At 69.4% G+C, this 24,974-nt stretch carries 29 protein-coding genes and 5 tRNA genes; 28 read left to right on the forward strand and 6 right to left on the reverse strand.

The window, feature by feature from the left end; translation table 11 throughout:
- The first annotated feature begins 51 nt into the window (after positions 1 to 51).
- The 11 genes from J7E87_RS26730 (at position 52) to J7E87_RS36575 (ending at position 4,985) form a co-directional block, all read left to right on the forward strand.
- A complete protein-coding gene (locus tag J7E87_RS26730) occupies positions 52 to 837 on the forward strand; it encodes a fumarylacetoacetate hydrolase family protein (protein WP_215097101.1) in 786 nt (261 codons plus the stop codon).
- On the forward strand, positions 830 to 2,305 hold the full coding sequence (gltX, locus tag J7E87_RS26735) for a glutamate--tRNA ligase (RefSeq protein ID WP_215097102.1): 1,476 nt from the start codon (positions 830 to 832) through the stop codon (positions 2,303 to 2,305). Before J7E87_RS26730 ends, gltX begins: the two co-directional genes overlap by 8 nt.
- 128 nt (positions 2,306 to 2,433) lie before the next feature.
- Positions 2,434 to 3,153 carry an HAD family hydrolase gene (locus J7E87_RS26740; RefSeq protein ID WP_215097103.1) on the forward strand — a complete coding sequence of 240 codons (720 nt, stop codon included), beginning with the start codon at positions 2,434 to 2,436 and terminating at the stop codon, positions 3,151 to 3,153.
- Between the two features lie 87 nt (positions 3,154 to 3,240).
- A tRNA-Gln gene (locus J7E87_RS26745) sits at positions 3,241 to 3,312 on the forward strand.
- Between the two features lie 21 nt (positions 3,313 to 3,333).
- Positions 3,334 to 3,406 (forward strand) — tRNA-Glu (locus J7E87_RS26750).
- A gap of 83 nt (positions 3,407 to 3,489) precedes the next feature.
- Positions 3,490 to 3,562, forward strand: a tRNA-Glu gene (locus J7E87_RS26755).
- 16 nt (positions 3,563 to 3,578) lie between these two features.
- Positions 3,579 to 3,650: transfer RNA gene (locus tag J7E87_RS26760), tRNA-Gln, on the forward strand.
- Between the two features lie 20 nt (positions 3,651 to 3,670).
- A tRNA-Glu gene (locus J7E87_RS26765) sits at positions 3,671 to 3,743 on the forward strand.
- Between the two features lie 110 nt (positions 3,744 to 3,853).
- Entirely contained in the window at positions 3,854 to 4,207 is a 354-nt protein-coding gene (locus tag J7E87_RS26770; protein WP_215097104.1) for an STAS domain-containing protein, read from the forward strand.
- A gap of 72 nt (positions 4,208 to 4,279) precedes the next feature.
- Complete coding sequence (locus J7E87_RS36570; RefSeq protein WP_215097105.1) at positions 4,280 to 4,585, forward strand: MEDS domain-containing protein; 306 nt, start codon at positions 4,280 to 4,282, stop codon at positions 4,583 to 4,585.
- Positions 4,506 to 4,985: a hypothetical protein gene (locus tag J7E87_RS36575; protein ID WP_374195233.1), complete on the forward strand. Its 480-nt coding sequence runs from the start codon at positions 4,506 to 4,508 to the stop codon at positions 4,983 to 4,985. Before J7E87_RS36570 ends, J7E87_RS36575 begins: the two co-directional genes overlap by 80 nt.
- Positions 4,986 to 5,264: 279 nt before the next feature.
- Here J7E87_RS36575 and ndgR read toward each other — a convergent pair whose 3' ends face one another.
- Positions 5,265 to 5,981: an IclR family transcriptional regulator NdgR gene (gene ndgR / locus J7E87_RS26785; RefSeq protein WP_215097107.1), complete on the reverse strand. Its 717-nt coding sequence runs from the start codon at positions 5,979 to 5,981 to the stop codon at positions 5,265 to 5,267.
- 144 nt (positions 5,982 to 6,125) lie between these two features.
- On the opposite strand from ndgR, the gene leuC reads away from it, so the two are divergent.
- The 4 genes from leuC (at position 6,126) to J7E87_RS26805 (ending at position 9,267) form a co-directional block, all read left to right on the forward strand.
- Positions 6,126 to 7,550, forward strand: coding sequence for a 3-isopropylmalate dehydratase large subunit (leuC, locus tag J7E87_RS26790; protein ID WP_215097108.1), 1,425 nt, complete (start codon positions 6,126 to 6,128; stop codon positions 7,548 to 7,550).
- 6 nt (positions 7,551 to 7,556) lie between these two features.
- Entirely contained in the window at positions 7,557 to 8,150 is a 594-nt protein-coding gene (leuD, locus tag J7E87_RS26795; protein WP_215097109.1) for a 3-isopropylmalate dehydratase small subunit, read from the forward strand.
- A gap of 104 nt (positions 8,151 to 8,254) precedes the next feature.
- Positions 8,255 to 8,482 (forward strand): hypothetical protein, encoded by a 228-nt coding sequence (locus J7E87_RS26800; RefSeq protein ID WP_215097110.1) that lies wholly within the window; start codon positions 8,255 to 8,257, stop codon positions 8,480 to 8,482.
- Between the two features lie 143 nt (positions 8,483 to 8,625).
- Complete coding sequence (locus tag J7E87_RS26805; protein ID WP_215097111.1) at positions 8,626 to 9,267, forward strand: HU family DNA-binding protein; 642 nt, start codon at positions 8,626 to 8,628, stop codon at positions 9,265 to 9,267.
- A 94-nt stretch (positions 9,268 to 9,361) separates the two neighbouring features.
- On the opposite strand, the gene J7E87_RS26810 is transcribed toward J7E87_RS26805, so the two are convergent.
- The gene (locus J7E87_RS26810; RefSeq protein WP_215097112.1) at positions 9,362 to 9,565 is read right to left on the reverse strand and encodes a hypothetical protein; all 204 of its coding nucleotides are present in this window, start codon (positions 9,563 to 9,565) and stop codon (positions 9,362 to 9,364) included.
- A 22-nt stretch (positions 9,566 to 9,587) separates the two neighbouring features.
- Positions 9,588 to 10,283: a 2-phospho-L-lactate guanylyltransferase gene (gene cofC / locus J7E87_RS26815; RefSeq protein ID WP_215097113.1), complete on the reverse strand. Its 696-nt coding sequence runs from the start codon at positions 10,281 to 10,283 to the stop codon at positions 9,588 to 9,590.
- A gap of 138 nt (positions 10,284 to 10,421) precedes the next feature.
- Between cofC and J7E87_RS26820 the strand changes: the two genes are divergently transcribed.
- From J7E87_RS26820 to J7E87_RS26830, 3 genes are all read left to right on the forward strand, one after another.
- Positions 10,422 to 11,174 carry a 1-acyl-sn-glycerol-3-phosphate acyltransferase gene (locus J7E87_RS26820; protein WP_215097114.1) on the forward strand — a complete coding sequence of 251 codons (753 nt, stop codon included), beginning with the start codon at positions 10,422 to 10,424 and terminating at the stop codon, positions 11,172 to 11,174.
- Entirely contained in the window at positions 11,171 to 12,184 is a 1,014-nt protein-coding gene (locus J7E87_RS26825) for an NAD(P)H-dependent glycerol-3-phosphate dehydrogenase (protein ID WP_215097115.1), read from the forward strand. The genes J7E87_RS26820 and J7E87_RS26825 overlap by 4 nt, the downstream gene beginning before the upstream one ends.
- Positions 12,185 to 12,249: 65 nt before the next feature.
- Positions 12,250 to 13,407: a D-alanine--D-alanine ligase family protein gene (locus tag J7E87_RS26830; protein WP_215097116.1), complete on the forward strand. Its 1,158-nt coding sequence runs from the start codon at positions 12,250 to 12,252 to the stop codon at positions 13,405 to 13,407.
- A gap of 41 nt (positions 13,408 to 13,448) precedes the next feature.
- Here J7E87_RS26830 and J7E87_RS26835 read toward each other — a convergent pair whose 3' ends face one another.
- Positions 13,449 to 13,883 (reverse strand): DUF3515 domain-containing protein, encoded by a 435-nt coding sequence (locus tag J7E87_RS26835; RefSeq protein ID WP_215097198.1) that lies wholly within the window; start codon positions 13,881 to 13,883, stop codon positions 13,449 to 13,451.
- A gap of 68 nt (positions 13,884 to 13,951) precedes the next feature.
- On the reverse strand, positions 13,952 to 14,185 hold the full coding sequence (locus J7E87_RS26840; RefSeq protein WP_215097117.1) for an Lrp/AsnC family transcriptional regulator: 234 nt from the start codon (positions 14,183 to 14,185) through the stop codon (positions 13,952 to 13,954).
- A gap of 227 nt (positions 14,186 to 14,412) precedes the next feature.
- Between J7E87_RS26840 and J7E87_RS26845 the strand changes: the two genes are divergently transcribed.
- Both J7E87_RS26845 and thiD read left to right on the forward strand, forming a co-directional pair.
- Complete coding sequence (locus J7E87_RS26845; RefSeq protein WP_215097118.1) at positions 14,413 to 15,384, forward strand: thiamine-phosphate kinase; 972 nt, start codon at positions 14,413 to 14,415, stop codon at positions 15,382 to 15,384.
- Positions 15,385 to 15,394: 10 nt separating this feature from the next.
- Entirely contained in the window at positions 15,395 to 16,195 is an 801-nt protein-coding gene (gene thiD, locus J7E87_RS26850) for a bifunctional hydroxymethylpyrimidine kinase/phosphomethylpyrimidine kinase (RefSeq protein ID WP_215097119.1), read from the forward strand.
- Positions 16,196 to 16,335: 140 nt separating this feature from the next.
- On the opposite strand, the gene rpmB is transcribed toward thiD, so the two are convergent.
- Positions 16,336 to 16,521, reverse strand: coding sequence for a 50S ribosomal protein L28 (gene rpmB / locus J7E87_RS26855; RefSeq protein ID WP_215097120.1), 186 nt, complete (start codon positions 16,519 to 16,521; stop codon positions 16,336 to 16,338).
- 257 nt (positions 16,522 to 16,778) lie between these two features.
- On the opposite strand from rpmB, the gene J7E87_RS26860 reads away from it, so the two are divergent.
- The 8 genes from J7E87_RS26860 (at position 16,779) to rnc (ending at position 24,947) form a co-directional block, all read left to right on the forward strand.
- The gene (locus J7E87_RS26860; protein ID WP_308313090.1) at positions 16,779 to 18,374 is read left to right on the forward strand and encodes a DAK2 domain-containing protein; all 1,596 of its coding nucleotides are present in this window, start codon (positions 16,779 to 16,781) and stop codon (positions 18,372 to 18,374) included.
- Between the two features lie 105 nt (positions 18,375 to 18,479).
- A complete protein-coding gene (recG, locus tag J7E87_RS26865) occupies positions 18,480 to 20,663 on the forward strand; it encodes an ATP-dependent DNA helicase RecG (RefSeq protein WP_215097122.1) in 2,184 nt (727 codons plus the stop codon).
- A gap of 109 nt (positions 20,664 to 20,772) precedes the next feature.
- Positions 20,773 to 21,357 (forward strand): 16S rRNA (guanine(966)-N(2))-methyltransferase RsmD, encoded by a 585-nt coding sequence (rsmD, locus tag J7E87_RS26870; RefSeq protein WP_215097123.1) that lies wholly within the window; start codon positions 20,773 to 20,775, stop codon positions 21,355 to 21,357.
- 26 nt (positions 21,358 to 21,383) lie between these two features.
- Positions 21,384 to 21,863 carry a pantetheine-phosphate adenylyltransferase gene (gene coaD, locus J7E87_RS26875; protein ID WP_215097199.1) on the forward strand — a complete coding sequence of 160 codons (480 nt, stop codon included), beginning with the start codon at positions 21,384 to 21,386 and terminating at the stop codon, positions 21,861 to 21,863.
- Between the two features lie 98 nt (positions 21,864 to 21,961).
- Entirely contained in the window at positions 21,962 to 23,074 is a 1,113-nt protein-coding gene (locus J7E87_RS26880) for an ATP synthase F0 subunit B (RefSeq protein WP_215097124.1), read from the forward strand.
- Positions 23,075 to 23,222: 148 nt separating this feature from the next.
- On the forward strand, positions 23,223 to 23,861 hold the full coding sequence (locus J7E87_RS26885; RefSeq protein ID WP_215097200.1) for a DUF177 domain-containing protein: 639 nt from the start codon (positions 23,223 to 23,225) through the stop codon (positions 23,859 to 23,861).
- A gap of 2 nt (positions 23,862 to 23,863) precedes the next feature.
- Positions 23,864 to 24,037, forward strand: coding sequence for a 50S ribosomal protein L32 (gene rpmF, locus J7E87_RS26890; protein ID WP_053675094.1), 174 nt, complete (start codon positions 23,864 to 23,866; stop codon positions 24,035 to 24,037).
- 19 nt (positions 24,038 to 24,056) lie between these two features.
- Positions 24,057 to 24,947 (forward strand): ribonuclease III, encoded by an 891-nt coding sequence (gene rnc, locus J7E87_RS26895; protein WP_215097125.1) that lies wholly within the window; start codon positions 24,057 to 24,059, stop codon positions 24,945 to 24,947.
- Positions 24,948 to 24,974 lie beyond the last annotated feature (27 nt).

Genomic DNA, 24,974 nt, shown 5'->3' on the forward strand with positions numbered 1-24,974 from the left:
TGGAGCGTCAGACTCCAGTCAGCGCAATCAGAAGAGGGGCACCCGCATCCCGTGCGCATCGCCAGGTTCTCCATCGACGGCAATGTCGCCTTCGGCGCGGTCGAGGGCGAAGGTACCGGTGACTCAGCCGGCCTCGTCCTCGACATCATCAAGGGCATCCCGTTCGCGGACTTCGAGCTCTCCGGCACGAAGGTCCCGCTGAGCAAGGTCCGGCTGCTGCCGCCCGTGCTTCCCAACAAGGTCGTGGCCTTCGGCCGCAACTACGCGGAGCACGCGGCGGAGCTCGGCCACGAAGTCCCCGACGCGCCGTTCGCGTTCTTCAAGCCGTCCACTTCGGTGGTCGGTCCCGGCGACCCGATCGCGTACCCCTCCTTCTCCAGCGAACTGCACCACGAGGCCGAACTGGCCGTGGTCATCGGCCGGATGTGCCGCGAGGTCCCGCGCGAGCGCGTCAAGGACGTCATCCTCGGCTACACCTGCGCCAATGACGTCACCGCGCGTGATGTGCAACGGCGCGAGAAGCAATGGGCCAGGGCAAAGGGCTTCGACAGCTCCTGCCCGCTCGGCCCCTGGGTGGAGACCGACCTCGACCCGAGCGACCTCGCCATCCAGTGCACGGTCAACGGCGAACAGCGCCAGCTCGGCCGTACGAGCCAGATGATCCACTCCATCGAGGACCTGATCGTCAACATCACTGAGGCCATGACGCTGCTCCCCGGCGACGTGATCCTCACCGGCACCCCCGCCGGGGTCGGCCCTCTCGACGTCGGCGACGAGGTCGCCGTCACCATTCAAGGCATCGGCACTCTCACCAACAAGGTGATCAAGCGTGACTAACGGATCCGTCCGCGTACGTTTCTGTCCTTCGCCGACCGGCAACCCGCATGTGGGTCTGGTCCGCACCGCCCTGTTCAACTGGGCCTTCGCCCGGCACAACGGCGGCACCATGGTCTTCCGCATCGAGGACACCGACGCGGCCCGCGACTCCGAGGAGTCGTACGGCCAGCTGCTCGACTCGATGCGCTGGCTCGGCCTGGACTGGGACGAGGGTCCCGAGGTCGGCGGCCCGCACACCCCCTACCGCCAGTCGCAGCGGATGGACATCTACAAGGACGTCGCAGAGAAGCTGATGTCCGGCGGTTACGCCTACGAGTGCTTCTGCACCGCCGTCGAGCTGGAGGCCCGCCGGGACGCCGCCCGCCTGGCCGGCAAGCCGTCCGGCTACGACGGCACCTGCCGCAACCTCTCCGCCGAGCGCATCGCGCGGTACAAATCCGAAGGCCGACCGGCCATCGTCCGCTTCAAGATGCCCGACGAGCAGATCACCTTCACGGACCTGGTCCGCGGCGAGCTCACCTTCTCCCCGGACAACGTCCCGGACTACGGCATCGTCCGCGCCAACGGCGCCCCTCTCTACACGCTGGTCAATCCGGTCGACGACGCGCTGATGGAGATCACGCACGTTCTGCGCGGCGAGGACCTGCTGTCCTCCACCCCGCGCCAGATCGCGCTCTACAAGGCGCTGATCGAGCTGGGCATCGCCAAGCAGATCCCGGCCTTCGGCCACCTGCCGTACGTGATGGGTGAGGGCAACAAGAAGCTCTCCAAGCGCGACCCGGAGGCGTCCCTCAACGTCTACCGCGAGCGCGGCTTCCTCCCCGAGGGCCTGATCAACTACCTCTCGCTGCTCGGCTGGTCCTTCTCCGCCGACCAGGACGTCTTCTCGGTCTCCGAGTTGGTCGAGAGGTTCGACATCGCGGACGTCAACGCCAACCCGGCCCGCTTCGACCTGAAGAAGGCGGAAGCGATCAACGCCGACCACATCCGCCGGCTGGATGTGAAGGACTTCATCGAGGCGTGCCGCCCCTGGCTGCGGGCCCCGCACGCCAACTGGGCCCCGGAGAAGTTCGACGAGGCGGCCTGGCAGGCGATCGCCCCGCACGCCCAGACCCGGCTGACCGTCCTCTCCGACATCACGGCCAATGTCGACTTCCTCTTCCTGGACGCGCCGGTCGAGGACGAGGCGTCCTGGGCGAAGGCGATGAAGGAGGGCTCGGACGCGCTGCTCCGTACGGCCCGCGAGAAGCTGGCCGACGCGGACTGGTCCAGCCCGGAGTCGCTCAAGAGCGCGGTCCTCGCGGCCGGCGAGGAGCACGGCCTGAAGCTCGGCAAGGCCCAGGCCCCGGTCCGAGTCGCGGTCACCGGCCGCACGGTGGGCCTGCCGCTGTTCGAGTCGCTGGAGATCCTGGGCAAGGGGAAGGCGCTGTCGCGCATCGACGAGGCGTTGGTGAAGCTGGCCGCCTGAGCGGGCGGTGCGCCGATACCGTCGGATCATGGCGATTCGCGCGGTCCTCTGGGGCATGGACGCTGCATTCGTCGGGGGATGACCCCGAACCCCCCAGCAAGGGTGCGGCGCGCCGGTACTGTCGGATCATGGCGATTCGCGCGGTCCTCTGGGACATCGACGACACGATCTTCGACTACACCAGCGCCGACCGCGTCGGCATGCAACAGCATCTGCGAATTGAGGGCCTGCCCAACGGATACGACTCCGTCGGGCAGGCCCTCGATGCGTGGCGCGAGCTCACCGAGCTGCACTGGGCCCGCTTCGCCGGCGGCGAGACCGACTTCCTGGGGCAGCGCCGCGACCGCGTCCGCGACTTTCTCGGTACGCCGCTGAGCGACGCCGACGCCGATGCCTGGTTCGACCGGCATGTCACCCACTACGAGGCCGCCTGGTCGCTCTTCCCGGACACCGTGCCCGTTCTCGACCTGCTCGCGGACGACTACCGCCATGCGGTCCTGTCCAACTCCAGCATCCACAACCAGGACCGCAAGCTGCGCGTTCTCGGTGTACGGGACCGGTTCGAGGCCGTCGTGTGCTCCGTCGAGCTGGGCGTGTCCAAACCCGAAGCCCGCGCCTTTCACGCGGCCTGCGACGAGCTCGCGCTCGCGCCGCACGAGGTCGCCTATGTAGGGGACCAACCCGACATCGACGCGCAGGGCGCCGTCGCCGCCGGACTGGCCGGGATCTGGCTGGACCGCACCGGTCTTGGCGGCCGCCCCGAGCTCGCCCGTATCACCGGACTCGCCCAGCTCCCCGGCCTGCTGCGCGGCGATACCCGTTTTGGAGTGCCGGACACCTTCGGGTAATGTTCTTCCTGCGCCGCCCGAGAGGATCGAGAGATCCGGCAGGGGAGCGCAAGCCAAACAAACCCCCTCCAGGGGGTTGAGTTTTGGTGGGCTATGGTGTAATTGGCAGCACGACGGTTTCTGGTTCCGTTAGTCTAGGTTCGAGTCCTGGTAGCCCAGCTCGCAGAGTTCTTCTGCAAAGCCCCCGTTGTGTAGCGGCCTAGCACGCTGCCCTCTCAAGGCAGTAGCGCCGGTTCGAATCCGGTCGGGGGTACAGATCCATCCCGTTGATCATCAGGGTCGCACCCAATGATCATGCGGTGACATCACCCGGCTCCGCCGGGTGGGATCGCTAGGGCCCCCGTTGTGTAGCGGCCTAGCACGCCGCCCTCTCAAGGCGGTAGCGCCGGTTCGAATCCGGTCGGGGGTACTGGTCTAAACCACCATGGCCTATGGTGTAATTGGCAACACTACGGTTTCTGGTACCGTCATTCTAGGTTCGAGTCCTGGTAGGCCAGCTCGCAGAGTTCATCCGCAGGCCCCCGTTGTGTAGCGGCCTAGCACGCCGCCCTCTCAAGGCGGTAGCGCCGGTTCGAATCCGGTCGGGGGTACGCATCGAAGAGGCCCTCCGCGCATGCGGAGGGCCTCTTCGCGTCAGCCCTCTCATCCTCCTCCTGCCTCCCTCCTTCCTCCTGCGCCCGCAGCGGCGGATACTCCGCGCATGGAGGCTGCTGACGCGGAACCACTCGTACGCACAGCGGAGTTACGCATCACCCGCATCCGCCGGCCGCCCGGTCTGAGGATCGAGGGAGTGGTGGATGTCCACGCGCACCGCCATCTGCGCGGCGCGCTCGATGTCATTGCGTCCGTCGAAGGTGATCTCCAACTCGAGCTTTCCCGACTGGAGTTCCTGGATCTCGGCGGACTGCGCATGCTGATCGGCTTCGCCCGGACGCGAAACTCGGGTCACCACGTGGAGTTGACCGGCCTCGCCCCGCATCTGCGGAATGTGATCTCGCTGGTCGGCTGGGACGAGACACCCGGTCTGTGGCTGGGAGACCACCGTGTCAACTGATCAGTCCCACAACGGATTTGTTCACCATGCCTGTCTGCCTGCCTGTACGGCGAAGACGAGGAATTCCTGGCGATGGCCGTGCCGTTCGCCGAGGAGGGGCTCACCGCCGGGGAGCCGGTGCTCGCCGTGACCACGGCCGCCAACATCCAACTCCTGCGGGACGCACTGGGACAGTGGGCCGGCGCTCTCGACACCGCCGACACCGCGTACTTCGGCCGCCGCGGGTGGACCGGTGGGCGGAGTCGCCGCGTTCCTGCGGTGCTCGAACCGGTACGGGGAGCCGGGCCGCCCGGTGCGGATGATCGGCGGGCCCGTGTGGGCGGGGAAGTGCCCACGCCAGATCGCCGAGTGGAAGCGGTGGGTGTCCGGGCTCAATGAGCTGCTCGCGCACACCGACGCCCGACTGATCTGCGCGTACGACACCAGGACCGTGTCCGACCACGTCGTCGAGGCCGCCTGGGCGACCCCGCCCGCACCATGTGGTGGGGGACCTGGTGCTGCCATGCGGGACGTACGCGGACTCCGAGGTCTACGCGCCGGGCGGACAGGGCCCGCTTCCGCCGCCGCCCGCGGGCGCCGCGCTCCTCGAACCGCCCGCCTCTCTCGCGGCGGTACGGCGCTTCGTGCGGCTGCGGGCCGAAGCGGCGGGCCCGGCCGGGGAGCGGGTGGCGCTGGTCGAGACGCCGGCCAACGAGGCGCTGACCTGGCTGCCGGCGCGCGGCGCGGCGCGGCCGATGCGGAGCCGCGGGTCTGGGAGGAGCGGGGCGCCGTGGTGTGAGACGTACTGGCTCCGGGGCGCGAGGCGGCGCTGCCAGGGCCCTGCGCGGGCTTCGTACCGCCGGGGCCGGAGGCGGGGCAGCACGACGGCTCTGGCTGCTGCGGAGTCTGTGCGAGGCAGTGGAGTTGCGCGGCAAGGACGGCCGCGGCCCGCTTTCGGCTGCGCTGTGCCGGGCCGCGCACCCTCCAGTGGCACTGGCCCCGGCGCTGCAGCCCCGAAAACGGGTGCCGGACGGCACCTGCGGCGTGGGAGCGGCCGGCCGGCAGGTGAGCAGCGGGGTCAGCCGGAGCGGCGCAGCGCCTCGCTCAGGCGGCCCGCGGCATCGATGACAGCCTGCGCGTGCATCCGGCCCGGGTGCCGGGACAGGCGCTCGATCGGCCCGGATACCGAGACGGCGGCGACCACGCGGTTCGAGGGGCCGCGCACGGGCGCGGAGACGGACGCCACGCCCGGCTCTCGCTCGCCGATCGACTGGGCCCAGCCCCGGCGCCGTACGCCGGACAGGGCCGTCGCCGTGAAACGGGCGCCCTGCAGTCCGCGGTGCAGCCGCTCCGGCTCCTCCCAGGCCATCAGGATCTGCGCCGACGAGCCGGCCTTCATGGTGAGCGTGGAGCCGACCGGCACGGTGTCCCGCAGTCCGGACAGCCGCTCGGCCGCGGCGACGCAGATGCGCATGTCTCCCTGCCTGCGGTAGAGCTGCGCGCTCTCGCCGGTGACATCGCGCAGATGAGTCAGCACGGGCCCGGCCGTGGCCAGCAGCCTGTCCTCACCGGCCGCGGCGGCGAGCTCCGCCAGCCGCGGACCCAGGATGAACCGGCCCTGCATGTCCCTCGCCACCATGCGGTGGTGTTCCAGTGCCACGGCGAGGCGATGGGCCGTGGGTCGTGCAAGCCCTGTCGCCGCGACCAGCCCGGCGAGGGTGGCCGGACCGGACTCCAGTGCGCTCAATACCAGAGCTGCCTTGTCGAGAACGCCGACGCCGCTAGAGTTGTCCATGCAACGATATTCACGTCTCACACTGTGAAACGCAAGTTCAATTTTTCCCAGAACCCGCCACTCTGGAGTTGCGGCCCGCTGACCAACGGGATCGCGACAAGATCTCTAGTTGTGCCGGCGAAACAGTCGGCCGGAGGGAAAGCGATGGGTAGGACACTCGCGGAGAAGGTCTGGGACGACCATGTCGTCCGGCGCGCCGAGGGCGAGCCCGACCTCCTCTACATCGATCTGCACCTGCTGCACGAGGTGACCAGCCCCCAGGCCTTCGACGGTCTGCGCCTCAGCGACCGCCAGGTTCGCAGGCTCGACCTCACCATCGCGACCGAGGATCACAACACCCCGACCATCGACATCGACAAGCCCATCGCCGACCCGGTTTCCCGCATCCAGTTGGAGACGCTGCGCAAGAACTGCGCCGACTTCGGCGTACGTCTGCATCCGCTGGGGGACGTCGAGCAGGGCGTCGTCCATGTCGTGGGCCCGCAGCTGGGTCTGACCCAGCCCGGCACCACCGTGGTCTGCGGCGATTCGCACACCTCCACTCACGGCGCTTTCGGCGCGCTGGCGTTCGGCATCGGCACCTCCCAGGTGGAGCATGTGCTGGCCACCCAGACGCTGCCGCTGGCCCGCCCCAAGACCATGGCCATCACGGTCGAGGGCGAACTGCCCGACACTGTCACCGCCAAGGATCTGATCCTGGCCATCATCGCGAAGATCGGCACCGGCGGCGGCCAGGGCTACATTCTGGAATACCGCGGTTCCGCCATCGAGAAGCTCTCGATGGAGGCCCGGATGACCATCTGCAACATGTCGATCGAGGCGGGCGCCCGGGCCGGCATGATCGCCCCCGACGAGATCACTTTCGACTATCTGCGGGGCCGCGACCACGCCCCCAGGGGTGCGGAATGGGACGCCGCCGTCGAGTACTGGAAGACCCTGCGCACTGACGACGACGCCGTCTTCGACGCCGAGGTGTTCATCGACGCCGTCGAACTGGCGCCGTTCGTCACCTGGGGCACCAACCCCGGCCAGGGCGCGCCCCTGTCGGCGAACGTCCCCGACCCGGCTTCGTACGACGACGCTTCGGAGCGACTGGCCGCCGAAAAGGCCCTGGAATACATGGGGTTGAGCGCCGGCCAGCCGCTGCGCGACATCAAGGTCGACACCGTCTTCGTAGGCTCCTGCACCAACGGCCGTATCGAGGACCTGCGCAACGTGGCCGCGATTGTGGAAGGCCGCAAAGTCGCCGACGGCGTACGGATGCTGGTGGTCCCCGGTTCCGTACGGGTCGCGCTGCAGGCCGTAGCGGAGGGCCTGGACAAGGTCTTCACCGCCGCCGGCGCCGAATGGCGGCACGCGGGCTGCTCGATGTGTCTGGGCATGAACCCCGACCAACTGGCCCCCGGCGAGCGCTCCGCGTCCACCTCCAACCGCAACTTCGAGGGCAGGCAGGGCAAGGGCGGACGCACCCATCTGGTCTCGCCCCAGGTCGCCGCTGCCACCGCGGTACTGGGCCATCTGGCCTCGCCCGCCGACCTGTCCGAAGCCCCCGCGACCGCCGGAGTCTGAGCAACCATGGAAGCTTTCACCACGCACACCGGGCGGGCGGTTCCGCTGCGCCGCGGCAACGTCGACACCGACCAGATCATCCCGGCCCACTGGCTGAAGAAGGTCACCCGCGACGGCTTCGAGGACGGGCTCTTCGAGGCCTGGCGCAAGGATTCGTCGTTCATCCTCAATCAGCCCGAGCGGCAGGGCGCCACGGTCCTGGTCGCCGGACCGGACTTCGGCACCGGATCCTCTCGCGAGCACGCCGTGTGGGCCCTGCAGAACTACGGTTTCAAGGCCGTCATCTCCTCCCGGTTCGCCGACATCTTCCGCGGCAACTCGCTCAAGAACGGCCTGCTGACAGTGGTTCTGGAGCAGAAGGTCGTGGACGCGCTCTGGGAGCTGACCGAGGCCGACCCGAGTGCCGAAATCACCGTGGACTTGGAGAAGCGCCAGGTTCTGGCCACGGGAATCACGGCCGACTTCGAGCTTGACGAGAACGCCCGATGGAGGCTGCTGAACGGTCTCGACGACATCAGCCTCACCCTTCAGAACGAAGCGGACATCGCGGCTTACGAGGCCTCCCGACCGGCCTTCAAACCCCGCACAATTGAGGCCTGAGCAGCGCTTTTCCCCGACTGCGCCCCCCACCGTCCGGTGGGGGGCGCAGTCGCTTGTTGAGACCCCGTCGGGCGACAACTCGCCTCAGATGGCACAATCGGTGCATGGAACGCGACAGCCAACTCGAGCTCTACGAGGCAGTCGCCGCCCGATTGAAGGAAGCGCACACAAGGGTGCGTGCACTGCAAGTCCCGGAGGGCGTAAGGATGGCGCTGTCCCGGAAGCTGCTGGTCGTCACGGCCGCGGCGAAGCACGATCTCCCGGATGCGGCAAGGCGTCTGGACCGCTTCATGAAGGACCTCGACGAGGGCCGATTCCCTGAAGGCGACTGACACCCAAAGTCCCGCGACGGTCGACTTCGTTGCGGCACTAGGGTGATTAGCCCGTTTCGTGTTTGATTTGCGGTATATATCTGCCTAACGTGCGAAAAAGCCTGGACGCATTCGTTCCGGGCAATGTCTCCGAAGGGGAAGACGTGAACAAGGCGCAGCTCGTAGAAACGATTGCCGACAAGGTCGGCGGCCGTCAGCAGGCCGCCGAGGCTGTCGACGCGGTACTTGACGCGATCGTCCGCGCAGTTGTCGGCGGAGACCGGGTTTCGGTCACCGGCTTCGGTTCGTTCGAGAAGGTCGACCGTCCTGCTCGTTACGCCCGCAACCCGCAGACGGGTGAGCGCGTGCGGGTCAAGAAGACTTCGGTGCCGCGATTCCGTGCGGGCCAGGGCTTCAAGGACCTGGTGAGCGGCTCGAAGAAGCTCCCGAGGGGCGGCGAGGTCTCCGTCAAGAAGGCCCCCAAGGGCAGCCTTTCGGGCGGAGCTCCCACGCGCACGACCGCCAAGGCCGCGGCCAAGAAGGCCACCGCCAGGAAGGCCACGGCGAAGAAGGTCGCCGCCAAGAAGACGACCGCCAAGAAGGCGGTGGCGAAGAAGACGACGGCGAAGAAGGTCGCCGCCAAGAAGACGACGGCGAAGAAGGCCGCCGCCAAGAAGACGACCGCCAAGAAGGCGACCGCCAAGAAGACCGCACCGGCCAAGAAGGCCACGGCCAAGAAGGCGCCCACCAAGAGGACGACGGCGCGCAAGACGACCGCCAAAAGGGCCGCCGCCAGGAAGAAGTAAGCGGTAAACGGTCACAGGGCCACTCACGCGCCGGGCCGGGCTTCCCCTCGGGGAGCCCGGCCCGCGGCGTTGAAGAGGAACAGCGGCGCGGCGGTCAGAGGGTCTGCAGCGTCACCAGGGTGATCCGCAGGGTCGCGCCCTCGCCCTCGGTCTCGATCCGTACGCGCTGGCCCGGCCGGAGCATCAGCAGACCGCCCGCGTCGAAAGCCGCGGCGTCGAACTCCACCGGGGTGCCGTCGTCGAGCAGCACGCTCCCGCTGCGGGTCCGGGAGTCGTAGGTGTACGAGGTCGCCTGCATGCGGGCCAGCCTAGCCGCCCGCTCAGCCGTCCAGGGCGTGGGCGCCGGCCGCCCAGCGCTCCGCGGTCCGCGGGCCCACTCCGAGCGCGAGCGCGGCCGCCAGATCGTCCCCGGTATCCACGTCCTGGCGTACCGAATCGACGTCATCAAGCAGGATTTCGGCGGCTCCCGATGCCGAATGCCGACGCCGGGAACGGCCGCCGAAAGCGGGGCGCAATTCCACGCCGGGGGCCGCCGAGAGCAACGTCGTACCGATTCCGGCCACATCCGTCAGAAATGCCCGGGGAAATACCGAAGCCCTCGCAAGGACCCGTTCCAATTCCGCGGGACGCAATGCGGGAAGATCGGCGTTGAGTGCGGCTACCGCCGCCGCGGGCCGCAGTGCCCGCACCGCGTCAGCCCCGTGCGCCAGCGCCGCGTTGAGGCCCGCCGCCGGGGAGTCCGGCACGATCCGCGCCCCCAGCGCGGCCAGCTCGGCCGTGGCCGCCGGGTCGTCCGTGACGACTGCCACATCCCGCACGGCTTCGCAGGCCAGTGCCGCCGCCACGGTGTCCTGGGCGAAGGCGAGGGCGAGATGCGGCCGCAGAATGTCGTCCGCGGCCTTGGCGAGCCTGCTCTTTGCCAGTACAAGGGGCTTCAGCGGGACGACCAGGGACCAGCGGACCTTCGAGTCGGTGTTCGTGGCGAGCTCTCCGTCCGTGTGCCTATCGGACCCCATTGTGGCGCGAGGCCGCGAAGGATTTGAGAGCCGGGCCCTGGGCCGGGGCGTACCGTGTCCTCGACAGACCAGGGGCCTGGGGCGACACTTGACCCCCAGCAGCCGGGCGGTGACCCGGCAATAGAGGAGGGTGTCCGAGTGTCCCGCCGTAGAATCGGCTTCTGGTACCGCCTGGCGGCGGCCATCGCGAAACCGCCGCTGTTGGTTCTGTTCAAGCGGGACTGGCGGGGAATGGAACACATTCCGGCGGACGGCGGATTCATCACCGCCGTCAATCACAACTCGTATCTCGACATGTTCTCGTACGGCCACTTCCAGTACAACACCGGACGTGTGCCCCGATTCCTCGCCAAGGCCGCGCTCTTCAAGGCGCCCGTTGTCGGGACGCTGCTGCGGGGCACGGGCCAGATTCCCGTCTACCGCGAGTCCTCCAACGCCTATGGCGCGTTCCGCGCCGCTGTGGATGCGGTGGAGCGCGGTGAATGCGTCGCCTTCTACCCCGAGGGCACCCTCACCCGGGATCCCGGCATGTGGCCGATGACCGGGAAGACCGGAGTCGCACGCGCGGCTCTGCTGACCAAGGCGCCCGTCATTCCGATCGCGCAGTGGGGCGCCAACTTGGCGATGCCGCCGTACGCGAAGGAGAACAAGTTCCGCTTCTTCCCGCGCAAGACGCTCCAGGTGAAGGCGGGTCCGCCGGTCGACCTCGACCGCTTCTACGGCGAGGAGGCGACGCCCGAGGTGCTGAAGGAGGCGACGGAGACCATCATGGCCGCGGTCACCGGACTGCTGGAGGAAGTGCGCGGCGAGCAGGCGCCCACAAATACGTACGATCTGCGCGAAGTACTCGCGAAGCAGCGCCGCAAGGCCGCCGAGGAGGGCACCAAGTGACGCGCGCAGCCACCAAGGCAGCGGTATTCGGAACTGGCTCGTGGGGCACGGCCTTCGGCATGGTGCTCGCGGACGCGGGGTGCGAGGTGACCCTCTGGGGCCGTCGCGCCGAACTCGTCGACGCCGTCAACACCACCCGTACCAACCCCGACTATCTGCCGGGAATTGAGCTCCCCTCCTCGCTCCGGGCCACCACCGACCCGGCCGAGGCGCTGCACGGCGCGGACTTCACTGTCCTCGCCGTCCCCTCCCAGACGCTCCGCGGCAACCTCGCCGACTGGGCGCCCAGGCTGCCGGCCGGGACCGTCCTCGTCTCCCTGATGAAGGGCGTCGAACTCGGCACCGCCAAGCGCATGAGCGAGGTCATCGAAGAGGTCGCCGGGGTCCCCGCCGAGCGCGTCGCGGTGATCACGGGCCCCAACCTCGCCAAGGAGATCGCCCAGCGCCGGCCGGCCGCGGCCGTCGTCGCCTGCCGCGACGAAGCCGTTGCCCAGCGTCTCCAGTCCGCCTGCCACACCCCGTACTTCCGCCCGTACACCAACACCGATGTGGTGGGCTGCGAACTCGGCGGCGCCGTCAAGAACGTCATCGGCCTCGCCGTCGGCATCGCGGACGGCATGGGCCTCGGCGACAACGCCAAAGGCTCGCTGATCACCCGCGGCCTGGCCGAGACCACTCGCCTCGGACTCGCGATGGGCGCGGACCCGCTGACCTTCTCCGGCCTCGCCGGACTGGGCGACCTGGTGGCCACCTGCTCGTCGCCGCTCTCCCGCAACCACACCTTCGGCACCAACCTCGGCCGCGGCATGACGCTCCAGGAGACCATCGCGGTCACCAGGCAGACCGCGGAAGGCGTCAAGTCCTGTGAATCGGTGCTCGATCTGGCACGCCGGCACGGCGTCGACATGCCGATCACCGAAACAGTCGTCGGCATCGTCCACGAGGGCAAGCCGCCGGTCGTCGCGCTCAAGGAGCTGATGTCACGCGCCGCCAAGTCCGAGCGCCGCTGACACGGCAAGCCGTGCCCGTGGGGGCATCCCCCCATGCCGCCGGTAGCGGGTAGTCTCATCGCGATATGAGCAGCGAGAACCTCCCCCAGAGCCCTGAGCAGCAGCTCCGCAAGCCGCGCGTAGCCGTCGTCTTCGGCGGTCGCAGCTCCGAACACGGGATCTCCGTGGTCACCGCCGGCGCCGTCCTGCGCGCCATCGACCGTACGAAGTACGACGTACTGCCGATCGGCATCACGACGGACGGCCGCTGGGCGCTGACCGCCGACGAACCGGACCGGATGGCGATCGCCGACCGGCGGACGCCGAGCGTGGACCAGCTCGCAGACTCCACCGAGGGCGGCGTCGTGCTCTCTGTGGACCCCGCCAACCGCGAGGTCGTCTACAGCGAGCCCGGCGCCGTACCCAAGGCACTCGGCGAGGTCGACGTCGTCTTCCCGGTGCTGCACGGCCCGTACGGCGAGGACGGCACCCTTCAGGGCCTCCTCGAGCTCGCCGGGGTCCCGTATGTCGGCTCGGGCGTCCTCGCCTCGGCAGTCGGCCAGGACAAGGAATACATGAAGCGCGTCTTCATCTCCTTCGGCCTGCCCGTCGGCCCGTACGAGGTGATCCGCCCCCGCGAGTGGGAGCTCGACCCGTCCGCCGCCCGCAAGAAGATCGTCGACTTCGCCGGCGAGCACGGCTGGCCGCTCTTTGTGAAGCCGGCCCGCGCCGGGTCCTCCATGGGCATCACCAAGGTCGACGACCTCTCCGGCCTGGACGAGGCGATCCAGGAGGCCCAGCGCCACGACCCCAAGATCCTCGTGGAGTCGCTGCTGCGCGGCCGCGAGATCGAGTGCGGCGTCCTGGAGTTCGAGGACGGCCCGCGCGCCAGCGTCCCGGCCGAGATCCCTTCGGTCACGGCCCATGAGTTCTACGACTTCGAGGCCAAGTACATCGACTCCGCGGCCGGTCTCGTGCCCGCGCCGCTGAGCGACGAGCAGACCGCCGAGGTGCGCCGCCTCGCCGTCGAGGCCTTCGACGCCGCGTCCTGCGAGGGACTGGTCCGCGCGGACTTCTTCCTGCAGGAGAACGGCGAGTTCGTCATCAACGAGATCAACACCATGCCCGGCTTCACGCCGATCTCGATGTACCCGAGGATGTGGCAGGAGAGCGGCGTCGGCTACTCCGAGCTGGTCGACCGGCTGATCCAGGCGGCGCTGCGCCGCCCGACCGGACTGCGCTGAGGATCAAAGGGCCGCGGCGGGCCTACTGAACCGCGGCAGGCCTACTGAACGTCGAGCGTGGCCGGCACCGTCTTCTTGACGGCGTCGGCCAGTTCGGCGAGCGGCGTGATGTCGTGGGCGTACCGCTTGTCCATGGTGACCTCGACATAGGTCTTGCGATACGTCGTGGTGAAGCGCGGGCCCTCGGGCTCCTCCTCCACCAGCCAGTTGACGCCGTTCGCCTCCACGCCCTGTGACTGGGGGGCGCTCATCCTGTCCGGCCGGGGGACGCCGCAGCGCAGTACGATCGCGGCATCGCCCCAGCCGGCGGTCAGTTCGGAAGCCGGCTCAGGGTCGTTACGGTCCTGCTCCGCCACGGACTTCGGAAGCTCCCTGTGCAGCGCGCCGCACAGGGCCGCTTCCTCCGCCGGCGGGCTTGGAACCGTGATCGTCACCGCGGCGTCCGTGGAGGAGCAGCCCGCGGCAGCCAGCAGCATCAGCGCGGCAGCGGACAGACAGAAGGGCCGGCGGCGGGAATACGTCACCGGCCAAGCGTAGACGGGGGCTACAGGTGCACGACCGGGCAGGTCAGGGTGCGGGTGATGCCGTCCACTTGCTGGACCTTGGCGACCACCAGGCGACCGAGATCATCGACTGTCTCGGCCTGGGCACGCACAATCACGTCGTACGGACCGGTCACGTCCTCGGCCTGGATCACTCCCGGAATCTTGCCGATGGTCTCGGCGACGGTCGACGCCTTGCCCACCTCGGTCTGAATGAGGATGTACGCCTGTACCACGGAACCTCCAGGGCGGCCACGAGGATCATGTGGGGGGAAGGGACGCCACGGTATCGCGTCCCCGAGGGCCGCGGGGAGACCCGCGCGCCGGGTGACGCCCGCAGTGTGGCGTACAGAAAGAAGAAGTTGGCGTATCTCTTGACGGTACCTACGGCCCAGATGGCTCGCGACCGCAAACAAGCAGCGCTGCCGGGCACCCCGGCAGGACGACGGAGAGGTGAGACTCGGTGAAGGGCACTGTGGGCGAGTTGGGGGAGTTCGGGCTCATCAGGGAGCTCACTTCCCGGCTCACCTCCACCCCGGCGGTCCGGCTCGGACCCGGAGACGACGCCGCGGTCGTGGCCGCACCCGACCGCAGGGTGGTGGCGAGCACGGACGTCCTGCTGGAAGGACGGCACTTCCGCCGCGACTGGTCGACCGCGTACGACGTCGGCCGCAAGGCTGCCGCCCAGAATCTGGCCGACATCGCGGCGATGGGCGCGGTCCCGACCGCGCTGCTGCTCGGCCTGGTCGTACCGGCCGAACTCCCGGTCACCTGGGCCACCGAGCTGATGGACGGCATCCGCGACGAGTGCCAGGTCGCCGGAGCCGCGGTGGTCGGCGGCGATGTCGTACGCGGCGATGTCATCACCCTCGCGATCACCGCGCTCGGTGATCTGCGCAACTACGAACCGGTCACCCGGGCCGGCGCCAAGCCCGGCGATGTCGTCGCGTACACCGGCTGGTTGGGCTGGTCGGCCGCCGGGCACGCGGTGCTCTCGCGCGGCTTCCGCTCGCCGCGCGCCTTCGTCGAGGCGCACCGGCGGCCCGAGCCGCCGTACCACGCGGGACCCGCGGCGGCCGGTCTCGGCGCCACCGCCATGTGCGACATCAGCGACGGACTCGTCGCCGACCTCGGGCACATCGCGGAGGCCAGCAAGGTCCGGATCGACCTGCGCTCGGGCTCCATCGACATCCCCTCGCAGATGAACGACATCGGCCAGGCCGTCGGCGTCGACCCGCTGCAGTGGGTGCTGACCGGGGGAGAGGACCACGCCATCGTCGCGACCTTCCCGCCGGACGTGAAGCTGCCGGCCCGCTGGAAGGTGATCGGCGAGGTGCTCAATCCGTCGGCGCTGCCGCAGGTGACGGTCGACGGTGCGCCGTGGACCAGCAAGGGCGGCTGGGACCACTTCGGGGACATCGAGGACGGCAAGTAGATTCGGGCGCATGGACATACCTCCTCGCGTACCTCCCAGAGTGCTCACCGTCGCCGGGTCCGACTCCGGCGGCGGCGCGGGCATTCAGGCCGACCTGAAGACGATGCTGGCGCTCGGGGTGCACGGCATGAGCGTGCTCACCGCGGTCACGGCGCAGAACTCCCTGGGTGTGCAGGGCGCGTGGGAGCTGCCGGTCGACGCGGTACGGGCGCAGTACCGCAGCGTCGTCGACGACATCGGCGTACAGGCCGTGAAGACCGGAATGTTGGCGTCCGCGTCGCTCGTCGAGACGGTCGCCGAGCTGCTGGCCGATCTGGACGCACCGGTGGTCGTCGACCCGGTGGGCGTCTCCAAGCACGGCGACCCCCTGCTGGCCGCCTCCGCGCTCGACTCCGTACGCGAGAAGCTGCTGCCGGTCGCCACCGTGGCCACGCCGAACCTGGACGAGGTCGGCCGGCTGACCGGTGTGGTGGTCGAGGACGAGACGGGGATGCGAAGGGCCGCGGAGGCCGTGCTCGGCTTCGGGCCACGGTGGGCGCTGATCAAGGGAGGCCATCTCGCGGGCGACGCGGTGGACCTGCTGACGGACGGCGCGGAGGAGCACTGGCTGCGCGCGCCCCGGTACGACAACCGGCACACCCATGGGACGGGCTGCACCCTGGCGTCCGCGGTCGCGTCGGGTCTGGCGAAGGGGATGGGCGTCCCGGAGGCCGTGCGCGCCGCGAAGGAGTACGTCACCGGGGCGATCGCGGCCGGATTCCCTCTGGGCGGCGGGATCGGCCCGGTCGATCACGCATGGCGGTGGCGCTGACCGTCGCGCGAGTACAGATGCCGAGGACAGATGCCGAGGACAGATACGGCCCGGACATCGGCATGCTAAAAAGCCGGTCCACCGAGGTGGACCGGCTTCAAAGGCAACCGGACGGGCTGCGCTACGACGAAACGTCGGTGTTAGCGCGAGACCTTGCCGGCCTTGATGCACGAGGTGCAAGCGTTGAGCCGCTTCGGCGTCCCACTGACCACGGCACGCACACGCTGGATGTTCGGGTTCCAGCGACGGGACGTACGGCGGTGCGAGTGCGAAATGCTGTTGCCGAAGCCCGGCCCCTTGCCGCAGACGTCGCAGTTGGCAGCCACGGTCACTCCAAAGACTTCAGATGCACTTACAGTGAATTCCGGCGCGCCGGATCAGTGATCTGATTGGTGGCTTTGCCGGGGGAATGGCCCGACTTTCATCGGGCAACCGGAGCAGCATACAACGACTGCGTCCGAGATACGAAACTACCATGGCTTCTCCCGCCCCCGCCCCGGACCGCGCTCCCGGCCGGGGTCTACCCTGCGGTGCAACCCCGCTGCTCACGGCCCTTTCCGGGCCTCTCAAGGAGGATCACCAGGTGCCGCAGACCCTCGACGCCGCAGCGGTACGCACCTGGTGCTCACTGGCGCTGGAGGCCCTGGGCCGCGAGCGCGCGGAGATCGACGCGATCAATGTCTATCCGGTCGCGGACGGGGACACCGGCACAAACCTCTATCTGACCGTGGAGTCCGCTGCCCAGGCCGTGGAGGCCGTCTTCGCGGCGCACGAGACCGGGTCTTCGGCGCCCTCGCCGGCCGACGTGGTGCGGGCGATGGCCCACGGGGCGCTGATCGGCGCCCGAGGGAACTCCGGGACGATACTGGCGCAGCTGCTGCGGGGCATGGCCGAGCGGCTCGGAGACGGGGATCACCTGGCCGGCGCGCTGCACCGGGCCGCCGCTCTGGCGCGCGAGGCGGTCGCGCATCCCGTCGAGGGCACGATCCTGACGGTGGCGGGTGCGGCGGCGCAGGCCGCGGGCGCGTCCCCGCAGGATGCGGTACGGGCGGCGTACGAGGGGGCCCGGGTGGCACTTGACGCCACACCCGGGCAGCTCGCCGTGCTGGAGCGCGCGGGGGTCGTGGACGCGGGCGGGCGAGGGCTGCTCATGGTGCTCGGGGCGCTGGTCGAGGCGGTGACGGGGGAGGCCCCTCCGGTGGCGCCTGTGCTGGCTCATGTCCGCCATGGGCTCGGTGACCCGGGTCCGGAGTCGTGCGCCGACGGGGGCCCGGCCTTCGAGGTGATCTACCTCCTGGAGGCGGACGACGCGGCGGTGGCCCGGCTGCGGACGCGGCTCGACGGGCTCGGCGACTCGCTCGTCGTCGTCGGCGGGGACGGTCTGTGGAACGTCCACGTACACGTGGACGACGCGGGCGCGGCGGTGGAGGCGGGCGTCGAGGCGGGGCGGCCGTACCGGATCCGCATCACGCACTTCGACAGCGCGGCACTGTCCCGGCAACCGGAGCCGGTGCAGCGGGCGGTCGTCGTGGTCGTCCCCGGGGAGGGCCTGGCGGCCCTGTGCGCGGAGGCGGGTGCCACAACGGTTCTCGCCCGTCCCGGGGAGCCGCCGGCCAGCGGCGAGCTGGTCGACGCGATCCGTCGCGCGCACGCGCGCGAGGTGGTCCTCATGCCCAACTCCGCGGAGCTCCGCCACACCGCCGCGGCGGCCGCCGAACAGGCGCGTACCGAGGGTGTACGGGTCGCCCTCATCCCGACCCGCGCGGCAGTCCAGGGCATCGCGGCCCTCGCCGTGCACGAGCCGGACCGCCGCTTCGACGAGGACGTGGTCGCCATGACGGCGGCAGCGGGCGCGACGCGCTATGCCGAACTCGCCGTCGCGGAACGGCAGTCGTGGACGACGGCGGGCGTCTGCCAGGCCGGAGACGTCCTCGGCCTGATCGACGGCGACGTGGCGGTGATCGGCGCGGACCTGGCGGCCACCGCGGAGGCGGTGCTGGACAGGATGCTGGCGGCGGGGGGCGAGCTGGTGACGCTGGTCCTGGGAGAGGACGTCCCGGACGGCGACACGGTGGCGGACCGCCTGGAGCGGTACGTACGGGACGGCTACCTGGCGGTGGACACCATGGTGTACCGGGGCGGGCGGGGGTCGACTCCGCTGCTCGTCGGGGTGGAGTAGGCGTGGAACAGGAGTGGAGAAGGCGCGGCGTGGGGCCGCTCACGGCACCGTGGTGACCAGCGGATATCCACAGGTGCGCGACGTCTGTCAGTGGTGTGGTGTGCAATGGATCGCGTGCCCGCGCTCGACGAACCTCTGAAGAACACGCTCGGCGCCGCCACCGCGAAGGTGATGGCCGAGCACCTCGACCTGCATACGGTCGGCGATCTCCTGCACCACTACCCACGCCGGTACGAGGAGCGCGGCCAGCTGACCAGGCTGGCCGACCTGCCGCTGGACGAGGACGTCACCGTGGTCGCTCAAGTCGCCGACTCCCGGGTGCTGAAGTTCAACCACGGCCGGGGCCAGCGCCTGGAGATCACCCTGACCGATGGCAGCGGCAGGCTCCAGCTGGTCTTCTTCGGGCGGGGAATCCACAAGCCGCACAAGGACCTGCTGCCCGGCAGCCGCGGGATGTTCGCCGGCAAGGTGTCCGTCTTCAACCACAAGCTGCAGCTCGCGCATCCCACGTATGTACCGCTGGGCGCGGACAGCGGCGACGACGCCGTGGACGCCTTCGCGGGCAAGCTGATCCCCATCTACCCGGCCTGCAAGGGCCTGGAGTCCTGGAAGATCACCAAAGCGTTGGACGCGGTGCTGCCAAGGGCCGTGGAAGCAGTCGACCCGCTGCCTCCCGCGCTGCGAGAAGGCCGTGGATTCGCGTCGCTGCCCGAGGCGCTGCTCAAGATCCACCGGCCGGACACCAGGGCGGACATCGAGGACGCGCGGCAGCGCCTGAAGTGGGACGAGGCGTTCGTCCTCCAGGTCGCCCTCGCCCGCCGGCGGTACGACGACACCCAACTCCCCGCAGTGGCACGCAGACCCAGGCCGGACGGACTGCTCGACACCTTCGACGCCAAGCTGCCCTTCACCCTCACCGAGGGCCAGCAGAAGGTCTCCAAGGAGATCTTCGACGACCTTGCCACCGAACACCCGATGCACCGCCTCCTGCAGGGTGAGGTCGGCTCGGGCAAGACGATGGTCGCGCTGCGGGCGATGCTCGCCGTCGTGGATTCGGGCGGCCAGGCCGCGATGCTCGCGCCCACCGAAGTCCTGGCGCAGCAGCACCACCGCTCGATCACCGAGATGATGGGCGAGCTCGCGGAAGGAGGGATGCTCGGCGGCGCCGAGCACGCCACCAAGGTGGTCCTGCTGACCGGCTCGATGGGCGCGGCGGCGCGGCGGCATGCGCTGCTCGACCTGGTGACCGGCGAAGCCGGGATCGTGATCGGCACGCACGCGCTGATCGAGGACAAGGTGCAGTTCCACGATCTGGGTCTGGTCGTCGTCGACGAGCAGCACCGGTTCGGCGTGGAGCAGCGTGACGCCCTGCGCTCCAAGGGCAAGCAGCCGCCTCACCTGCTCGTCATGACCGCCACCCCCATTCCTCGTACGGTCGCGATGACGGTCTTCGGCGATCTGGAGATCTCGGTCCTGGACCAGTTGCCGGCCGGACGTTTGCCGATCGCCAGCCATGTGGTCCCGGCCCAGGACAAGCCGCACTTCCTGGCGCGCGCCTGGGAGCGCGTGCGCGAGGAAGTGGAGAACGGACACCAGGCGTATGTCGTCTGTCCCCGAATCGGCGACGGCGAGGACGATCCGAAGAAGAAGACCGCCGAGGACGAGGCCGAGAAGCGCCCGCCGCTCGCCGTGATCGAGATCGCCGAGAAGCTCGCCCGAGGACCGCTGAGTGGCCTGCGCGTCGAGGTGCTGCACGGGCGGATGCAGCCCGACGACAAGGACGACGTGATGCGCCGGTTCACCGCCGGCGATGTGGATGTCCTGGTCGCCACCACCGTCATCGAGGTCGGTGTCAACGTCCCCAACGCCACCGCCATGGTGATCATGGACGCGGACAGGTTCGGCGTATCGCAGCTGCACCAGCTGCGCGGCCGGGTCGGCCGTGGCTCGGCCCCGGGGCTGTGTCTGCTGGTCACCGAGATGCCCGAGGCGAGTCCAGCCCGGGCCCGGCTCGGCGCGGTCGCCGCCACCCTCGACGGCTTCGAGCTCTCCCGTATCGACCTCGAACAGCGCCGCGAGGGCGATGTGCTCGGCCAGGCCCAGTCCGGCGTGCGCTCCTCGCTGCGGATGCTCACCGTCATCGAGGACGAGGAGATCATCGCGGCCGCCCGCGAGGAGGCGGTGGTGATCGTCGCCGAGGACCCGGACCTCGAGCGGCTGCCCGAACTGCGTACGGCGCTGGACGCGCTGCTCGACACGGAACGGGAGCAGTACCTCGACAAGGGCTGACCGCCCAGCAGGAGCTCCGTCCGTCCCACCGGCCTGCGCCGAAGCAATATCGTGGGGTGTGCACCCGCTGTATCCGCACCCCCACCAACCCCGACGAGGACCGACAGCCATGACCCGCGTGATCGCCGGCGCGGCCGGCGGACGCCGTATCGCCGTCCCGCCCGGCACCGGCACCCGCCCCACATCCGACCGCGCTCGCGAGGGGCTTTTCTCCAGCTGGGAGTCGCTCCTCGGCACGTTCAGCGGCATCCGGGTCGCCGATCTGTACGCGGGCTCCGGCGCCGTCGGCCTGGAGGCGCTCTCCCGCGGCGCGTCCCACGCCCTGCTCGTCGAGGCCGACAGCCGCGCCGCCCGCATCGTCCGGGAGAACGTCCGGACGCTCGGCCTGCCCGGCGCCGAGGTGCGCAGCGGCAAAGCGGAACAGATCGTGACGGGTTCGGCTCCCGACGCCCCCTACGACGTCGTCTTCCTCGACCCTCCGTACGCCGTCACCGACGACGATCTTCGCGAGATTCTGCTCACACTCGGCACCCAGGGCTGGCTCGCGGACGATGCGCTCGTCACCGTGGAGCGCAGCACCAGAGGCGGCGAGTTCATATGGCCGCAGGGCTTCGAGCCACTGCGGGCCCGTCGTTACGGCGAGGGCACGCTTTGGTACGGTCGCGCCGCCTCTACATGCGAAGACGCACGATGACCGGACCGGAGAGCGAGGGACGTAAGTTGCGCCGAGCAGTCTGTCCAGGGTCATTCGACCCCATCACCAATGGACACCTCGACATCATTGCCCGCGCCTCCAAGCTGTACGACGTCGTACACGTCGCGGTGATGATCAATCAGTCCAAGCAGGGACTGTTCACCGTCGAAGAACGGATGGACCTGATCCGCCAGGTCACCCGTGACTACGGGAACGTCGAGGTGGAGTCCCACCACGGCCTCCTCGTCGACTTCTGCAAGCAGCGCGACATCCCGGCCATCGTCAAAGGCCTGCGGGCGGTCAGCGACTTCGACTACGAGCTGCAGATGGCCCAGATGAACAACGGCCTCTCGGGCGTCGAGACCCTCTTCGTCCCGACCAATCCCACCTACAGCTTCCTCTCCTCCAGCCTGGTCAAGGAGGTCGCCGCCTGGGGCGGCGACGTCTCCCACCTGCTGCCGCCCGTGGTCCACGAGGCACTGACCCGGCGCCTCGCCGAGAAGTGAAGGACTGACAGACCGTCACCTGGTGTCGGGCGGGCGCCGACTGGCCGTACAGTCGTCCCGTCCGTCTCCCATCAGCTGTAGAGAGTGGCGAACACACGGTGGACGTCCAAAAGAAGCTCGACGAGATCGTCGAGGCGGTCGGGAACGCCCGGTCCATGCCCATGTCGGCCTCCTGCGTGGTCAACCGCGCCGAGCTGCTCGCCATGCTCGAAGAGGTCCGGCAGGCCCTGCCGGGATCCCTGGCCCAGGCCCAAGAGCTGATCGGCGGCCGTGAGCAGCTGGTCGAGCAGGCCCGCCAGGAGGCCGAGCGGATCATCGAGAGCGCCCACGCCGAGCGCGGCTCGCTGATCTCGGACACCCAGGTCGCCCGCCAGTCCCAGGACGAGGCGGACCGCATCCTCGCCGAGGCCCGCCGCGAAGCCGAGGAGATCCGCGCCGAGGCCGACGACTACGTCGACTCCAAGCTCGCCAACTTCGAGGTCGTCCTCACCAAGACCATCGGCTCCGTCGACCGCGGCCGCGAGAAGCTGCTCGGCCGCCGCCCCGGCCTGGACGAGCAGGGTTACATCGACCCTGCCGAGGACGACGCCCCGGAGTACAGCGCGGACCCGCAGACGCTCATCCAGCGCGCGGACGAGTACGTCGACGCCAAGCTCGGCGCCTTCGAGGCGGTGCTCGCCAAGACCCGTGACGCGGTCGGCCGCGGCCGCCAGAAGCTGCACGGCCGGACCACCAGCGACGCCCTCGGCGAGCACATGGCCGCCCAGGACGCGGCGGGCCGGCAGCAGCACGCGAGCGACGCCGACTATCTGGCCGGTCTCGCGGAGCTGGCCGAACCGCAGCCGCAGCACCAGTACCAGCCGCAGGCCCAGCAGCAGCCGCAGATCCCGGTCCAGGCCCGTGCCGAGGTCCCGCAGCAGGATCCGTACGTCTACCAGCCGCAGGAGGCGTACGCCGGCTACCAGACCGATCCGTATGCCGCGTACCAGCAGCAGGGCTACGACCAGCAGTACGTCCAGCAGGACCCGTACGCCTACCAGCAGCCCGTGTACCAGCAGGGCGAGCAGCAGCAGGGCGAGCAGCAGTACCAGCAGGGCCGGCACCAGCAGCACCAGTCCCCGCAGCAGGGCGCGGCCCTCGACGAGACCAGCCTGTTCGACACCAGCATGATCGACCTCGAACAGCTGCGCCGTTATGAGCAGGGCCGCTGAGCAAGCGGCCCGGAAGCAGCGGATTGGGTCTACGGCGGCCCGTCCAGTATCCTGGCTCTTCGGTCGCGCGTAGCTTCGCGATCCCGGCTGTCCGCTTCGTATCCGAATCGGGACGGCCCCTCCCCACGATCCGAAAGCAGGAAGAGCCCTGAGCACGCGCCTCGACCATCGCAACCCCCTCGTGTTCGACACACACGAGCTGGGGAGGCGTCCCGGTGCGCTCCAGCGGCTGACCCGCTCGGTCCCGGCCCCCAGGGACTTCGGTATCGAAGGGGTCATCGGCGTGCCTCTGGGCTCGCCCGTGGAGCTCGGCCTCCGCCTGGAGTCGGTCATGGACGGTGTGCTTGTCACAGGCACCGCCCGTGCGTCGGCCGAGGGGGAGTGCGTAAGGTGTCTGGAGCCGTTGCGCCAGGAGGTTGCGGCGGATTTCCAGGAGATGTTCACGTACCCCGACGCCGATGACCGGGGCCGCAGTCGCACTGCGGAGCCGGTCGACGACGCCGAGGACGAGGACACGCTTTTCCTCGAGGACGGCCTGTTCGACCTCGAGCCCGTGCTGCGTGATGCGGTGGTGCTCGCACTGCCGATGCAGCCGGTGTGCCGGGAGACCTGTGCCGGCCTGTGCTCCCAGTGCGGGGTCAGGCTGGATGAGAACCCGGGTCACCACCACGATGCCGCCGACATTCGTTGGGCGGCTTTGCAGGGACTCGCCGAGACCATTCAGGACGGCGAGAAGGACAACATGGGCGGCGCCGAAGCGGGCGTCGACGAGAAGCAGGAGAAGTAGCCGTGGCTGTTCCGAAGCGGAAGATGTCGCGCAGCAACACGCGCCACCGCCGGTCGCAGTGGAAGGCTGCGGTCCCCAACCTGGTTTCGTGTGAGCGTTGCCAGGAGCCGAAGCTCCAGCACATCGCGTGCCCGAGCTGCGGCACCTACAACAAGCGCCAGGTCCTCGAGGTCTGAGCGGCCGGTGAGAGGCACGATGTCTGAGCTGTCCAATGCCAAGAAGCAGGCAGACGCAGTAAACACAGCCAACGCAGCCTCGTCCCACACGCTTCTGGAAGGGCGGCTCGGGTATCACCTCGAGTCCGCCCTTCTGGTGCGTGCGCTGACCCACCGTTCGTACGCGTACGAGAACGGCGGTCTGCCGACCAATGAGCGGCTCGAATTCCTCGGGGATTCGGTGCTCGGTCTGGTGGTCACGGACACGCTGTATCGCACCCACCCCGACCTGCCCGAAGGCCAGCTGGCCAAATTGCGGGCCGCGGTGGTCAATTCGCGTGCGCTGGCGGAGGTCGGTCGCGGCCTCGAACTCGGCTCCTTCGTCCGGCTCGGCCGGGGCGAAGAGGGCACGGGTGGCCGGGACAAGGCGTCCATCCTCGCCGACACCCTTGAAGCGGTGATCGGTGCGGTCTATCTCGACCAGGGCCTCGAGGCGGCGTCGGAGCTGGTGCACCGGCTCTTCGACCCGCTGATCGAGAAGTCCTCGAACCTGGGCGCGGGCCTGGACTGGAAGACCAGTCTCCAGGAGCTCACCGCCGCCGAGGGGCTCGGAGTTCCGGAGTATCTCGTCACCGAGACCGGCCCGGACCATGAGAAGACCTTCACTGCTGCCGCCCGCGTCGGTGGTGTCTCGTACGGCACCGGCACCGGCCGCAGCAAGAAGGAAGCGGAACAGCAGGCGGCCGAGTCCGCCTGGCGGGAGATCCGTGCAGCCGCGGACGAGCGCCTGGCCTCGGCGAAGGCCGAAGCCGAAGCGGCGGCCGACGCGACGCCCGAGGAACCACAGGAAACCGAGGAACCACAGGAATCCGACGAAGGGGTCGCCGACGCCCTTTCGACCTCGCAACCCGCGCATCGGGCCACGGCCTGAGGCGACGTTCCGCTTTCCCGTGAGGCC

The organism is Streptomyces sp. ISL-1 (genome assembly GCF_018614585.1).
Lineage (GTDB): Bacteria > Actinomycetota > Actinomycetes > Streptomycetales > Streptomycetaceae > Streptomyces > Streptomyces maoxianensis.